Below are 14,726 nucleotides of genomic sequence, written 5' to 3'. Positions count from 1 at the left end.
GTTGTTCTTAATTGAGTGTTGTTTTATTTTGTTATTGTAGGAGGTGTAAGGAAAACACCTCCTATAATTCCTTTCCATACAGCGAAAAATAGGTCGAAATGGCCTTTCAAGGCAAACTGGAGACTGTTCTTTCCGGCGGCTATGGTAGATTGATAAAGTATAGACAGTAGTCGATGAGATCCTGTACGGTTGCGCCGGGCGTAGAGTAGACGATTGCGCGTCATGTAGTAAGTACGTAGTTTACTAAGTTGTCCGGTGCTTTGGCTTTCTTTATGGAAAATGGTGCAACGGGGTTCATACCATAGTTCGTAGCCGGCATTAGTCATCTGGGTACACCAATCCATCTCTTCGTAATATAAAAAATATATTTCCGGCATCAATCCTACCTTTTCAATCACTTCTCGTTTTATTATCATGGCGGCTCCATGTAAATAAGGAGAAGGGTGCGGGGTGTCGAAACGTCCATCATCAATGTGTCCGAAGCCGATAGGACTGTTGCGCAGAGTGATGGGTGTCAGTGGAGTGAATCCCGTAAATTGTATGTTTTGTGGTGGAAAAGCAAAACGTATCTTTGGGGAGACAGCACCTATTTCCGGACGGCTTTCAAGACGTTCTACTAGGGAGTGGAATCCGTCTGTTTCGATGTATGTGTCGTTGTTGATTAGGAAAATGTATTTTCCTTTTGCAATGCGGATACCGAGGTTGTTGCCTCCAGAGAATCCTAAGTTGGCCTTGCTCCGTAAAGTGATAACATTCGGATAACATTTACTGATCGCAATCGCTTCATCTGCACGTGATGCATTATCTACAACGATGATTTCATAACTTACGGAGTGAATATTCTTTTCTAAAGATTCTATTAGTTCGCAGGTATCGTTGAAACCATTGTAGCAGATGGTAATAAAAGAGATTTGAGGTCTGTCGGTCATCATTTATCTATTTGTTGTTTTTACTTTCTGTGTCTTTCCCTTGTCTTGCTGTATCCGTTTGTCGATATGTAGTCCTGCGAAGCAGAGGGCGAAAGCAGTGTATATGGGTATGGTATTGGGGTATTGCATCACATCATTGGTATAGGCCGACAGGAAGAATCCCGCTGCCATGCAAAGCCATGCGGTAAGCAATCCGCGTAATTGTTTGTTTATTATTTTAAACATCAGTATCCAAGAGCACCATGCGAAAAGAGTGCCATGAATAACGAGATAAAGTATGAGCCCAACTATTCCTGTCTCCACCCATACCGATACAAGCCATGAATCGGGCGGGTAGGGCATGCGTTCTTTGGGGTGAAAGTGTTCACCTTTAGATAATCCTACTCCGTAACCGAAAGGTTTATGAACCATCAGTTCTCTCATCTTTTTTCGGTTTTCTACACGCAGAAGATAAGAAGCATCTTCGGAAGGACGGAAAGCTGTACGCATCTTACGTATGTATTGATTACTATCACCGATATCGGTAAACAAGAAGAACATAAATACCAATGCTAAAACTGAGATTCCTGCAATACTAATTTTTATATTACGAGAGAGAATAATGAAAAGCCCTAATGCGCCTACAGGGACAGCAATCGCAGAACGAGTTCCGGAGATACCCATACCATAAACCGCCGCTATAACAATGAATGCAAAATAAACTTTCAACCACTTATTTTTCACATAAAGTAAGGATATTCCAAAAAGAGGAATGGCTAAAGCCATATGTACACCAAAATTTGCTGCATCACTGAACAATGAGAAATAGCGGATACCAGACCAAATAATATGCGTTTTGGCGCCTCCTAATACAAATAAGAAGTATTGTTCGCGTTCATTAAAACCGTAATTTTTCTGCCAATATCCTTTAGCAGCAGCTATCAGGATGAATATAGACCAGATAATTAATAGCCATTGGATTCCTTTAATGTCACGGATAGCTAATGGAACCAATACAGCGCATATCAGTGGATAAACAAAGTAGTGAGTGATAGAGACATTCCAAGCTGCTTGAACATTGTTTGGATTGGCAATTTCTAATATATAATACAACCCCAATATCAAAAAGAGCCAGAACATGCCATTACGACTTTCGTTCCAGTCTATTTTCTGGTACATTGAATATGAAATGACCAAGACTGCTACGAACAACGTAGATACTAATGTGCTTATCCCTATTGGTATTATTATCACTATACCAATTATTGCTATCAGAAACTGAATGATAAATAAAGTATAAAAACCTTGTTTGGAATATTTGATTATTAATAAAAAAAAGAAAAAGGCTAACGGTAACAGGCTAAATGCTAGAAAAATAGGAGTAGATGTACGAAAAATAGCTTTATATAAAACATATAAACCTCCTAACAGTACTAAATACACCCATCCTTTACTGGCAAAAAAGTTGCCCATTGCTATTAAATTTTCACCGTATTTTTTCTTGTCAATCATCATCTTCGTTGGTTGCTTCCTTTGCTTGTTCCTTTCTTTTAAACAATGTTGAGACACTTTCGGTCAATGCCAATTGAGATAAGCGGTAAACCATTTTTCTCCATATTGAATAAGGCGGTAACATACCAGTGAAATCTTCTACAACATTACGTGATGCATAAGTTAGATATACATAAAGAGGTGTTTGTACAACTTGTTTTTGTAGTTTCTCGACTAATAGCTTATCAGTTTCTTTCCAGCCACGATCAGCTCTGGCAACTACTATATTCAGGTTTGCTTCTTGTAATAACTCCGGTGCAATATTGATTTCACGCAAATTGGGGTATTCAACAAGTAATATATCTTCTTCTTCCGGAATGTAAAAGTCGGTGATACTTTTAGCAAGGTAAAATTCACGAGAAGAGGGATTAAAATCTTTCCCCCCAATCACCGTTCTTACTTTTAAACCGATATTGCTCCAATATACTTTCAGCTCATCAATAAGTTTACTCTTACCTTCATCACCTTCTGTGCTAATAAAATTGATTATATACGGTAATCCTTCTTTCTTTTCATTGCAGAATTGCAAAATACTACTACTTAATTGCTTGCTGGCAATGTTTTGAGCCTTTTCAACTTGACCATGATATTCTAAAATAGAGTTTTTAGGGAAAGCACCCAGTAATGGAAGACCAACAAGTCGACGGGTACGAATAGAGTCACGTAAAGTACGGTCTAAAAGTTCAAGAATAAGGAAGAATCCTAATATGAACAAAAAAGTGCCAGCGCAGGTTGCCATTACTATCTTTCTCAATTGAGTGGGCATTGGATTGATTGGATAGGCCGGAGTATTCAGAACCTTTAGTGTTGCTGATGTCATTTCCAGATTCTTCCTTCGCATAAGAGCATCATTATAACTCTTGAGCACCGATAAGTAATTCTGTTCTATGAAATTTATATTACGCTCTTTACGTTTGATAGTAGAACCCACAGGAGCATAAAACTTATACCTTTCATCTAGTGCTCTTTGGCTTTCTTGAATAATTTGTAAATCAGATTTGGCTTTCTCGAATTTTAAAGTTTGCTCCAACCATTGTTCAATGATATTGTTCTTGGACACCCCTTCTTTGGTGTATCGATGTTCTACATATTTATCCGATAAATTAGATAACTCTTTACGAACTATTGTCAGACTGTCTTTATAGCTTTTAAGTATTTCTTTCTGTTTGGAGGTCTCACCACCGGAGACTGTTTCCATTTCTGATATTTTTCCTGTAAGTGAAGATGCTTCATTCAACTTGTTCAAAAACAGAATATTATTGAGTACTTGCTTTGCGTTACTGTTCATGTGTGTTTCTAGTTCGCTTAGCATAGCTTTTGCGCTATTAACTTCTATATATGCATTTTGTTCACGTAATTCGAATTCTTTATTTATAGCAGCAATCTCTTTAGTTTCATCATAATAATTAATGATACGCTTATCTACATTATATTTTGTCAAGGAGTCTTCATTTATACGAAGTTCCTTTCCAATTCGTTTGAGTTCACTGTTGAAATATTCAATTACCTTATCAGTCTCGGCATAACGTAGGGCACGATATTCATTTACAAATTCTTTGGTAAGAATGTCGATCGTATTGTATGCAATGCCCGGATCATCTGCTTCATAGCTTATTTCTATCAGATCACTAGCCCCTTTACGAGCTGCTTGTATATTTTTAAGTTCATTATAGCAATAATGATGTAAGTTGTAATAAAAGATACCATATAGGTAGTTAGATTGAGTCGGCTTTAAATATTTGTAGAAATTTTCCACAGTCTTGTCTTCGCTGCTTTTATCTATCAAAGCAAGTATTTCTTTTCCATTAGGACTTTGACTCAAGTGGTTATAAATCCGGTTGTAATTATTTGCTTTGATGTATTCATTGTCTTTATGGGGATCACCATTTATCAGGCTACGTGCATATAAACGCATAGATACTCGTTTCAATGTACTTTCTGATTTAATGATATTCATCAGATTATCCATAGCATTCTGTGCGGTTGCCCAGTCTACTTTGCTACCTCCACCTTCCATACTATATCCTGAAGCGATTCCTGTGTAGAGTGTCGCTTCTGTATGGTAGTTCCTACCTATCATTTGCTTTCCCAACCACCAAGTAGCGGATGTTATAAGGATTGTACCAATGATTAGCCACCAACGAATACGGTATAAGAACCTGGTGATGTAAAGTATGTATTCCATAAATAAGTTTTATTTGTTTTTGAGGATGGGGGTACGTGTAATTACTTCAAGTACCATCAAGCTCTTTGTGAGTTCGGATTTGCTATTTTCAAATTTCTCCTGTGCTACTGATTGCCGGGATTTCTCAGAAGATAGATCATTAGAGTCGATAGTACCGTTAGCAAAATTCTTTTCGGATATACCGTACTGAACATTAGCCAAAATAAGGGCTTCGGCATTTAACTTTAATATATTTAGTTGTGAAGTGGCAGTTGCATATAATAGTATAATTTCTTTTTTCATTTCTTCAAACTTGGCTTCTTTTTCAAGTTCTGCTGTACGTACACTTAACTTTTGACGTTTTACCCGCGCGGTTAAATCAAATAGACCATCTAACGGGATATTGACTCCTGCACCTATTGTATATCCATTCTGTGCTTGTGTGGAATAACTAAGATAGGGGGCAATAGTTACATCAGTAAATGTGGATTCATTACCGAACATACCATATTGATAACTGCCACGCAAACTGAAAAAACTAAGGATGGCGCGTTTTTCTTTTGCGAGTAATTTTCGTTCTATTTGTTCTTGTACGGCTGCCAACTCATAGGTGGGAGCACTTTTGGCATTCTCAAAAAGAAGGTCTAAAGGTGGAAGGGTGATTTTAGAATAATCCTGAGGTTCCAACTTTGTGTAGTCACTCACTTCCTGTGCTATGATACTTTTTATGGGAATTATCAGTAGCAATGTTATAATGATAGGAATCTTAAAATGCTTCATAATGAACTTATGTCTTTGTTTTTGTTTGTTTTCGAATATACAAAGGTAACAATTAAGTTCATTGAGCGATGTTTTTCTACTTTATTTTTGCAAAAATTGTGTAGATTATAAGGATATGTTAGGTTAAAAAGCTTCGGTCATGTTAAAATAGAACAGGCTTTGCTTATTCACCATGTTTCTGCCAAAGTCTAGACGAACGTTCATACGGGGCTGTACCTCAATGCGTAAACCGACTCCAAGATTAGGTAGTACACCTTCAATTTTGCCTGGAGTAGGCCCCATAAAACCACATCCGCCCCATGCCACATATCCTACGTGGCTTAGCATTTTCTTCATCCAAGTGCTTTTGTCTGTATTAATCATTTGACGGTATTCTGCCATTACCACATGTGATGACTTGTCACGATATTGGCCCATATAATAGCCACGAAGATCGAATGGAGTACCACTAAGAACATACTTTGTTAAAGGTACATTACCGAATACATTTTTTGTTTGTGCTGTCCAGGCAAGAACTCTGCGGCGTCCGAAACTTTTATACTGACGATAGTCGATTTCTAAACGATAGAAATTATTGTCTCCACCAAAAGCTTTGTTGTACATCATGCCACGAAAATCAAGGTAAATACCTTTGTATGCATTCGCTGGAATATCTCGTGTATCGTACGTCAGTAAGAACCCCAAACCGGAACTTTGATTACTATAACCTTGTTCTGTGCCTCCTGCTGCTATGTATGAAGGTTGTTCTACCAATCCAGGGGCAGGTTTGGTAATTTTGTCATAATTGAAATCAATTTGAGGACCTGCAAAGAAATCACTTTTTCCTAAACGGAACAGGAACCAAGGATTCACCTGAATACCACTATAACGGTATTCGCTTGTCTCTTTTCCACGCTCGTAATCCTTATTGGTCGTATATCCGATGCCATAAAAATTCTCTAATGTATTTTTGTATGAGAAAGTTCCAAAGATACGGAAACGGTCGCCCTTGAAGAAAAGTTGTGGTTTGGTCATCAGGTTTAATCCTCCTTTGAACATGAGGGCGATTGCCATGGGGACTACTGAACGTCGTTGGGTTGTGTCACTTGGGTTCATTCGAAATGTCATCAATGCGCTACCACCTACTAATAAACCGAAGTCTGGAGTGTAACTGGGGCCACCTAATATATTATAATGAAGATTCCGTTTTGCCACACGCTGACGTCGTAATGCACGTTTCGAAAGAATAGGAGTAGTGTCTGCCAGAACTACAATGTCATTACTTGAAATGACGTTGTTGAGGTGTGTCGTTATTTCTTGTTGTTCATTGCCTTCTACTGTTATATCGGTGGTCCGGGCTAATGTAATATTGGTGACTAGGAACATCATCAATACAGCTACTATATATTTCTTCATATTGTCTCATTGAGTAATTCGGCTGCAAAGGAAACTATTTTATTTTGATTAGTTTTTATTGTCATAGATAATAAATCTAAAAAAGTTAGACTGAAGGTGAATTAATAAGCTTTCTACATTTATTGAAGGAAAAGCCTTTTCCTAATAATATAGGTAGGTGTTTTTTACAAAATAGAATCGTTGGATACATTATTATCGTAATGGCTACACTTATAAAAAATGCTGTAGAAGTCGAGTATGAAATATCCTCGGATAAATGTAGATATTTCTCAATGGAGAAATTGAGGACTCCAATCAACATCCAGTGTATCCCCAAAATAACCATGGTTCCTATGGAAATATTATATATGACTTTGGAATTAATACGGTTTAATATAAATCCAACGCCTAGTATCATGCCACTCCCTGTGAAACCTAATGTATAGAATTTGACTGATTCTAATAACGTTGTATAACTAGAATTATATCCTGTCCGGATTAATATACCAAATATGATGGTAAAGAATAAAAGCCAAATAATACTTTTATATAAGGAATCTGAAATATATTTTAGATTGATGTGTTTTAAAGCTTGTCCTGCAAAGAAGAATATTAGCAAAGTGAAAAAATGGTGTATTGCATAAGTTACGTAAAGAGATCTGTTGTTTAACCAGAAGCATATGAGTATTGAGAGTATGCAACTGAAACATGTAAGTGGAACAGACAGTGATCCTTTTTTTTGTATACAGTAAGCATATATCTTGAATGCTAATAAACAATATATAAACCACGTAGGTCCATTAATTGCATCTGAAACCAATGACTGAATAATTGGACGTATAATACTGTCATATACAGTGAATGATTGATGAAAGACTAAAGATTCTTTTACTATCCAATATGGATAAAAAATGAGTTGATAGATTAAATAGGGTACAAATAAGGTCTTGAAATCTTTTTTGAATTCTTCTTTTGCTGTTTTTTGAGGTTTATATAAATATCCAGATATAAGAAAAAACAATGGCATATGAAAAGAATAGATTATTGATATAGCTATGGAATGCATAGGCAAATGGCCCCAAATGACTAAAAAAATGGCAATGGATTTACACCAATCTACCCAATTGTATCGTGTTGAATTTATGTTTGACATCTTTGTATGATTGTTTTGTTTAGGATGCAAATATATAAACTATTTGTTATATTTATCCTTTTGTGTGTTCTTTTTGAAGATCATTTCTTTAATTCATTAAACTATATTTCTTTTGAAATCTTTTGCATATGTCTGATTATTCAGTGATCTTTGCAAACATACAGTTTACGTTCACAAAAAGTAAAGATGATAATAGTATAAATAGTATATTAAAGTTATGAATAAACGAATTTTATCTGTATTTGTTTTATGTGCTCTTTATTATTCTGCACAAGCACAAGGAGGAAAAGGCGGTATCAGCGATGCTATGATGCAGCAGATCAAACAAACTTATCAAGAAACATCCGCTGATAAAGCAATCCGAAACGCTATCGGTAGTAACGACATCCGTAAGCTAGCTTTGAATCAGGATAATTTAAAAGGTATGGATACGCATTTTTCCATCAAAGTGTCTTCTAAAGGTATTACTGATCAGAAGTCATCAGGACGTTGCTGGCTTTTCACCGGGCTAAATGTGATGCGCGCCAAAACCATTGCTAAATATAACCTTGGCTCTTTCGAATTTTCGCAGATTTATCCTTTCTTCTTTGACCAACTGGAAAAAGCAAACCTTTTCTTACAAGGTATTATTGACACCAGTGATAAACCGATGAACGATAAAATGGTGGAATGGCTCTTTAACCATCCTTTGAGTGATGGAGGTACATTTACAGGAGTTGCAGACATTGTAAGCAAATACGGCTTGGTTCCCAAAGAAGTGATGCCTGAAACAAATAGCAGTGAAAATACTTCCCGTATGGCAGGATTGATTACTTTAAAGCTTCGTGAACAAGGATTGCAGCTTCGGGACATGGTGTCAAAAGGTGCTAAACCTGCTGCTTTGAAAAAAGCTAAAACGGAAATGCTAGGTACTATATACCGTATGTTAGTCCTGAATCTTGGTGTCCCTCCCACTGAATTTACATGGACACAATATAACTCAAAAGGTGAAGCTGTTGAGACGGCTACATATACTCCGCTGTCTTTCCTGAAGAAGTTTGGCGATGAAAACTTAATCGGTAACTATGTAATGTTAATGAACGATCCAAGTCGCGAGTATTATAAGTGCTACGAAATAGATTATGATCGGCATCGTTACGACGGAACTAACTGGAAATATGTGAATCTTCCGATCGAGGATATTAAGGAAATGGCAATTGCTTCCTTAAAGGATAGCACTATGATGTACTTTTCTTGTGATGTAGGCAAATGTCTGAATTCTGATCGTGGCCTTCTTGACGTTAAAAACTATGATTATGAATCTCTGATGGGGACTTCTTTTGGTATGGATAAGAAACAACGTATTCAAACCTTTGATAGTGGTTCCAGTCATGCTATGACTCTCATGGCTGTAGATCTCGATAAAAATGGAAAGCCGACCAAGTGGATGGTTGAAAATAGTTGGGGAGTTGGTTCTGGCTATCAGGGACATCTTATTATGACTGACGAATGGTTCAATGAATATATGTTCCGTCTGGTCGTAGAAACGAAATTTGCGACTCCAGAAGCTCTTGAAATACTGAAGCAGAAGCCTATACGTCTTCCTGCCTGGGATCCAATGTTTGCCGGAGAAGAATAATTTCTTCTCTGTTGCATACTTGATTCTATTAGTAATACATAATTGTGATATTAACTTCTGTGGTTGAAGATTTGGTGAGATATATTCAATAGGGGATACTCCCTAAAAGACACTAGTTTGCCTCTTTCTTGTCCTACAGATATCCATCAGAGTATCATGTCAAAGTATTTAAGAAGGAAGTCTATTTATGTAGAAGTGACTTCTATCCTTTAGTGAAATGGAAGAATAAGTAAAGAAAAAAGTTTGCATTAAAGAGCTCTCTCAAGTGGGAACTACTAAAACCTTACTTGAATATACCATGTATAAAGGCTTTCTGCGATTTCTCTTTAGTTCTTTTATTTACTTCAAAACAGAGGAATAATACTAGCGTGTACGAACACGAGAGGAATTACGGAAATTTCTCCGTAATTCCTCTCTTTTTTCCTCTTGAATCACATTATTATTTATTACTTTTGCGGCAAATTTATGAAACCATTATTTTATATAGCATGGCAAATGTAATAAAGTTACGTAAAGGCCTTGACATAAACCTGAAAGGAAAAGCTGCTGAGACGTATGCAACAGTGAAGGAACCGGGATTCTACGCACTTGTACCCGATGATTTCCCTGGAGTGACACCGAAAGTAGTTGTGAAAGAGCAGGAGTATGTGATGGCCGGTGGACCCTTGTTTATCGACAAGAATCATCCTGAAGTGAAATTTGTTTCGCCCGTAAGTGGCGTAGTGACGAGCGTAGAACGTGGCGCCCGCCGTAAAGTATTAAACATCGTAGTGGAAGCTGCTGCTGAACAAGACTACGAAGATTTCGGTAAAAAGAATGTGGTTTCTATGGATGCTGATGCTGTGAAAACTGCTTTGTTGGAAGCAGGAATTTTCGCATTTATCAAACAACGTCCGTATGCCATCATTGCTGATCCGACGGTTACTCCGAAAGGAATCTTCGTTTCTGCATTCGACACCAATCCATTGGCTCCCGACTTCGAGTTTGCCTTGAAAGGAGAAGAGACAAACTTCCAAACAGGTCTTGATGCTCTCGCCAAAATGGCAAAAACTTACCTGAATATCAGCGTGAAACAAACTGCTGCTGCTCTGACTCAGGCTAAGAACGTTACCATTACTGCATTTGATGGTCCGAATCCTGCTGGAAATGTAGGTGTTCAAATCAACCATTTGGATCCGGTATCTAAAGGTGAAACGGTATGGACTATCGATCCTCAAGCTGTTATTTTTATCGGCCGTCTCTTTAATACGGGTCGTGTAGACTTTACACGTACTGTAGCTGTTACAGGTTCCGAAGTGTTGAAACCTGCATATTGCAAACTTCAGGTAGGTGCATTGTTGACAAACGTTTTTGCTGGTAACGTAACAACTGATAAAGATTTGCGATACATCAGTGGTAATGTATTGACAGGTAAACAAGTGTCTCCAAACGGATTCCTTGGGGCTTTCGACAGCCAACTGACTGTGATTCCTGAAGGTGATGAAATTCACGAAATGTTGGGATGGATTATGCCTCGTTTTAATCAATACAGTGCTAACCACTCTTATTTCAGCTGGCTGATGGCCAAAAAGGAATACACATTGGATGCACGTGTGAAAGGTGGCGAACGTCACATGATCATGTCTGGTGAATATGATAAGGTATTCCCGATGGATATTCTGCCTGAATATCTGATTAAAGCGATCATTGCTGCTGATATCGACCGTATGGAAGCACTGGGTATCTATGAAGTAGCTCCTGAAGACTTTGCTCTCTGCGAATTCGTTTGCTCCTCAAAGATGGAACTGCAACGCATCGTTCGTGCCGGACTTGACATGCTTCGTGCAGAAATGGCATAATAATGTTCGTATGGCAAATCGTAAATTGTAAATCGTAAAATTGTAAATATATTAATGAAAGCGTTAAGAAATTATCTCGATAAGATAAAGCCGAACTTTGAAGAGGGCGGCAAATTCCACGCATTCCAGTCGGTGTTCGACGGCTTCGAAACATTCCTGTTCGTGCCCAACAAGACTGCGAAAACGGGAACGCATATACACGACGCCATCGACAGTAAACGTATCATGTCGATTGTGGTTATCTCATTAATACCGGCTTTGTTGTTCGGTATGTACAACGTAGGTTACCAACATTTCACTCATACAGGTGCTACTGGCAGCTTCATCGAAATGTTTATCTACGGATTCTTGGCTGTATTGCCTAAAATTATTGTATCGTATGTAGTAGGTCTGGGTATTGAGTTTGTTGTAGCTCAATGGAAGAAGGAAGAAATTCAGGAAGGATTCTTGGTTTCTGGTATCCTGATCCCGATGATTGTTCCGGTAGACTGTCCGTTGTGGATTCTTGCCGTAGCTACTGCATTCTCTGTAATCTTCGCAAAAGAAGTATTTGGTGGTACAGGTATGAATATTTTCAACGTAGCATTGATTACTCGTGCATTCTTGTTCTTCGCTTATCCGACTAAGATGTCCGGTGATGCCGTTTGGGTATCTGGTGACAGTATCTTTGGTATGGGACAGGCTGTAGACGGATTGACCGTAGCTACTCCATTGGGTGAAGCTGCAACAACCGGTGCAGTTCCTCCATTTAGTCTGGATATGATTACAGGTCTAATCCCGGGTTCTATCGGTGAAACAAGTGTGATCGCCATCCTGATTGGTGCTGCTATCCTTTTGTGGACAGGTGTTGCAAGCTGGAAGACAATGATTTCTGTATTTGTTGGTGGTGCATTCATGGCTTGGGTATTTAATACCATTGGTCCTGACACTGCAATGGCTCACATGCCTTGGTACGAACATCTTGTATTAGGTGGTTTCTGCTTTGGTGCTGTGTTTATGGCTACTGACCCTGTAACTTCTGCACGTACAGAAACAGGTAAATATATCTTCGGATTCCTGATTGGTGTAATGGCTATCGTTATCCGCGTACTGAATCCAGGTTATCCGGAAGGTATGATGCTCGCAATCTTACTGATGAACATCTTCGCTCCGTTGATTGACTACTGTATAGTACAGAGCAACATCACTCGTCGCGAAAAACGCGCTGTAAAGTCTAACCAATAAATACCGAATGAAAATGAATACGAATAGTAATAGTTATACTATCATTTATGCTTCGGTAATGGTTGTTATCGTTGCATTCCTGCTGGCATTCGTTAGTTCTTCTTTAAGAGAAACGCAAAGTAAGAATGTACAGTTGGATACTAAGAAACAAATTCTCGCTGCTCTGAACATCAAGAATGTGGAAGATGCGGATGCAGAATATAAGAAATATGTAAAAGGTGATATGCTGATGAACGTAGATGGTACGCTGGCTGAAAATACAGGTGAATTCGTTACCAACTACGAGAAGGAAGCAAAAGAGAATCAACGTTTGCACGTATTTGTATGCGAAGTAGACGGTCAGACTAAATATGTAGTTCCTGTATACGGTGCCGGTCTTTGGGGGGCTATTTGGGGATATGTTGCACTGAACGAAGATAAAGATACTGTTTATGGTACTTATTTCTCACATGCAAGTGAAACTCCGGGTCTGGGTGCTGAAATTGCAACTGACTGGTTCCAAAAAGAGTTTGAAGGCAAGAAAACAATAGAAAATGGTGCTGTCGCTCTTGGCGTTACTAAGAATGGTAAGGTAGAGAAACCTGATTATCAGGTAGACGGTATTTCCGGTGGTACAATCACATCAGTGGGTGTGGATGCCATGTTGAAGGCTTGTCTGAGTAGTTACTTGAGTTTTTTAACTAAATAATAAAGGAGGAGAAATAAGAATATGGGACAGTTGTTTTCAAAGAGAAATAAAGAAGTATTCTCTGCTCCGCTGGGAATGGATAATCCGGTAACCGTACAGGTGTTGGGTATCTGTTCGGCACTTGCTGTAACCGCTAAACTGGAACCTGCTATCGTGATGGGACTTTCAGTAACAGTGATTACTGCATTCTCTAACGTCGTTATTTCACTGTTGCGCAAAACCATTCCTAACCGTATACGTATCATCGTTCAGTTGGTGGTTGTAGCAGCTTTGGTAACTATCGTAAGTGAAATCCTGAAAGCATTTGCTTATGATGTAAGTGTACAGCTTTCTGTTTACGTAGGTTTGATCATCACAAACTGTATCTTGATGGGACGTTTAGAGGCATTTGCTATGCAAAACGGCCCTTGGGAATCATTCCTTGACGGTGTGGGTAACGGTTTGGGATATGCAAAAATTTTGGTAATCGTAGCTTTCTTCCGCGAACTGTTTGGCTCGGGAACATTGCTTGGTTTCAACATCTTGAACTATGAACCGATTCAGAAAACTGGATACGTAAACAATGGTCTGATGTTGATGCCGCCGATGGCATTGATTATCGTAGCTTGCATTATCTGGTATCAACGTGCACGTCACAAAGAACTGCAAGAAAAGTAATAATATAAATGAAGAATGAAAAATGAGGAACGAAGAATTGGGACTGCGCAGTGTGTACACTTTTATGTTACTGTTCGTAGTGCTTTCTTCAATCTGACTTCTTCTTTCTTAATTCTTAATTTAAAGATATGGAACATTTATTAAGTTTATTCGTCCGCTCCATCTTTGTGGACAACATGATATTCGCATTCTTCTTGGGTATGTGCTCATACTTGGCTGTATCGAAGAATGTGAAGACTGCCGTAGGACTAGGTATTGCTGTAACTTTCGTGTTGATCGTTACTCTTCCAGTCAATTACTTATTGCAAACTAAGGTGTTGGCAGCTAACGCTATCATCGAAGGTGTTGATCTTAGTTTCTTGAGTTTTATTCTTTTCATTGCCGTTATTGCCGGTATCGTGCAATTGGTAGAGATGGTGGTAGAGCGCTTCAGCCCGTCGCTGTATGCTTCGCTCGGTATCTTCTTGCCGTTGATTGCTGTAAACTGTGCCATCATGGGTGCTTCGCTGTTCATGCAACAGCGTATCAACCTGGCTCCGAGCGATCCGAAATATATTGGTGACATTTGGGATGCACTCTCTTACGCACTGGGTTCAGGTATCGGTTGGTTGCTGGCTATTGTTGGTTTGGCTGCTATCCGTGAGAAAATGGCTTACTCTGATGTACCTGCTCCTTTGAAAGGCTTGGGTATCACATTTATCACAGTAGGTTTGATGGCCATCGCATTTATGTGTTTCTCTGGTTTGAACATCTAATAAAGAAAGGAATAAA

At 38.5% G+C, this 14,726-nt stretch carries 12 protein-coding genes; 6 read left to right on the top strand and 6 right to left on the bottom strand.

The annotated features are described in order from the left end of the window. Positions 1-23: 23 nt before the first annotated feature. The 6 genes from EJF25_RS06830 to EJF25_RS06805 form a co-directional block, all read right to left on the bottom strand. Entirely contained in the window at positions 24-929 is a 906-nt protein-coding gene (locus tag EJF25_RS06830) for a glycosyltransferase family 2 protein (protein WP_125040798.1), read from the bottom strand. 3 nt (positions 930-932) lie between these two features. Beyond that, the gene (locus tag EJF25_RS06825) at positions 933-2,423 is read right to left on the bottom strand and encodes an O-antigen ligase family protein (RefSeq protein ID WP_125040620.1); all 1,491 of its coding nucleotides are present in this window, start codon (positions 2,421-2,423) and stop codon (positions 933-935) included. Further along, on the bottom strand, positions 2,413-4,644 hold the full coding sequence (locus EJF25_RS06820; RefSeq protein WP_125040619.1) for a GumC family protein: 2,232 nt from the start codon (positions 4,642-4,644) through the stop codon (positions 2,413-2,415). The genes EJF25_RS06825 and EJF25_RS06820 overlap by 11 nt, the downstream gene beginning before the upstream one ends. A gap of 9 nt (positions 4,645-4,653) precedes the next feature. Next, entirely contained in the window at positions 4,654-5,403 is a 750-nt protein-coding gene (locus EJF25_RS06815) for a TolC family protein (protein WP_125040618.1), read from the bottom strand. A 123-nt stretch (positions 5,404-5,526) separates the two neighbouring features. Beyond that, a complete protein-coding gene (locus EJF25_RS06810; protein ID WP_200832879.1) occupies positions 5,527-6,798 on the bottom strand; it encodes a BamA/TamA family outer membrane protein in 1,272 nt (423 codons plus the stop codon). A gap of 85 nt (positions 6,799-6,883) precedes the next feature. Continuing rightward, a complete protein-coding gene (locus EJF25_RS06805; RefSeq protein ID WP_125040617.1) occupies positions 6,884-7,930 on the bottom strand; it encodes an acyltransferase family protein in 1,047 nt (348 codons plus the stop codon). A 217-nt stretch (positions 7,931-8,147) separates the two neighbouring features. On the opposite strand from EJF25_RS06805, the gene EJF25_RS06800 reads away from it, so the two are divergent. The 6 genes from EJF25_RS06800 (at position 8,148) to nqrE (ending at position 14,710) form a co-directional block, all read left to right on the top strand. Further along, positions 8,148-9,548: a C1 family peptidase gene (locus tag EJF25_RS06800; protein ID WP_125040616.1), complete on the top strand. Its 1,401-nt coding sequence runs from the start codon at positions 8,148-8,150 to the stop codon at positions 9,546-9,548. A gap of 488 nt (positions 9,549-10,036) precedes the next feature. Next, on the top strand, positions 10,037-11,386 hold the full coding sequence (locus tag EJF25_RS06795; protein ID WP_125040615.1) for a Na(+)-translocating NADH-quinone reductase subunit A: 1,350 nt from the start codon (positions 10,037-10,039) through the stop codon (positions 11,384-11,386). 54 nt (positions 11,387-11,440) lie between these two features. Beyond that, the gene (locus tag EJF25_RS06790) at positions 11,441-12,610 is read left to right on the top strand and encodes an NADH:ubiquinone reductase (Na(+)-transporting) subunit B (RefSeq protein ID WP_125040614.1); all 1,170 of its coding nucleotides are present in this window, start codon (positions 11,441-11,443) and stop codon (positions 12,608-12,610) included. Between the two features lie 13 nt (positions 12,611-12,623). Then, positions 12,624-13,298 (top strand): Na(+)-translocating NADH-quinone reductase subunit C, encoded by a 675-nt coding sequence (locus EJF25_RS06785; protein ID WP_200832878.1) that lies wholly within the window; start codon positions 12,624-12,626, stop codon positions 13,296-13,298. 21 nt (positions 13,299-13,319) lie between these two features. Beyond that, on the top strand, positions 13,320-13,955 hold the full coding sequence (locus tag EJF25_RS06780) for an NADH:ubiquinone reductase (Na(+)-transporting) subunit D (protein WP_125040612.1): 636 nt from the start codon (positions 13,320-13,322) through the stop codon (positions 13,953-13,955). Positions 13,956-14,083: 128 nt separating this feature from the next. Beyond that, a complete protein-coding gene (nqrE, locus tag EJF25_RS06775) occupies positions 14,084-14,710 on the top strand; it encodes an NADH:ubiquinone reductase (Na(+)-transporting) subunit E (protein WP_125040611.1) in 627 nt (208 codons plus the stop codon). Positions 14,711-14,726: the final 16 nt, after the last annotated feature.

It is taken from the genome of Bacteroides faecalis (genome assembly GCF_003865075.1).
In the GTDB taxonomy this organism is placed as follows: domain Bacteria; phylum Bacteroidota; class Bacteroidia; order Bacteroidales; family Bacteroidaceae; genus Bacteroides; species Bacteroides faecalis.
The sequence above is the reverse complement of the archived record's forward strand: the minus strand, read 5'-3'. Positions and strand labels throughout refer to the sequence as shown.

Bases quoted from the DNA above. Each gene is read 5' to 3' on its own strand.
- nqrE (WP_125040611.1), top strand. From the start codon at position 14,084: ATGGAACATTTATTAAGTTTATTCGTCCGCTCCATCTTTGTGGACAAC.
- EJF25_RS06795 (WP_125040615.1), top strand. From the start codon at position 10,037: ATGGCAAATGTAATAAAGTTACGTAAAGGCCTTGACATAAACCTGAAA.
- EJF25_RS06800 (WP_125040616.1), top strand. From the start codon at position 8,148: ATGAATAAACGAATTTTATCTGTATTTGTTTTATGTGCTCTTTATTAT.
- EJF25_RS06815 (WP_125040618.1), bottom strand. From the start codon at position 5,403: ATGAAGCATTTTAAGATTCCTATCATTATAACATTGCTACTGATAATT.
- EJF25_RS06780 (WP_125040612.1), top strand. From the start codon at position 13,320: ATGGGACAGTTGTTTTCAAAGAGAAATAAAGAAGTATTCTCTGCTCCG.
- EJF25_RS06805 (WP_125040617.1), bottom strand. From the start codon at position 7,930: ATGTCAAACATAAATTCAACACGATACAATTGGGTAGATTGGTGTAAA.
- EJF25_RS06830 (WP_125040798.1), bottom strand. From the start codon at position 929: ATGACCGACAGACCTCAAATCTCTTTTATTACCATCTGCTACAATGGT.
- EJF25_RS06820 (WP_125040619.1), bottom strand. From the start codon at position 4,644: ATGGAATACATACTTTACATCACCAGGTTCTTATACCGTATTCGTTGG.
- EJF25_RS06785 (WP_200832878.1), top strand. From the start codon at position 12,624: ATGAATACGAATAGTAATAGTTATACTATCATTTATGCTTCGGTAATG.
- EJF25_RS06825 (WP_125040620.1), bottom strand. From the start codon at position 2,423: ATGATGATTGACAAGAAAAAATACGGTGAAAATTTAATAGCAATGGGC.
- EJF25_RS06790 (WP_125040614.1), top strand. From the start codon at position 11,441: ATGAAAGCGTTAAGAAATTATCTCGATAAGATAAAGCCGAACTTTGAA.
- EJF25_RS06810 (WP_200832879.1), bottom strand. From the start codon at position 6,798: ATGAAGAAATATATAGTAGCTGTATTGATGATGTTCCTAGTCACCAAT.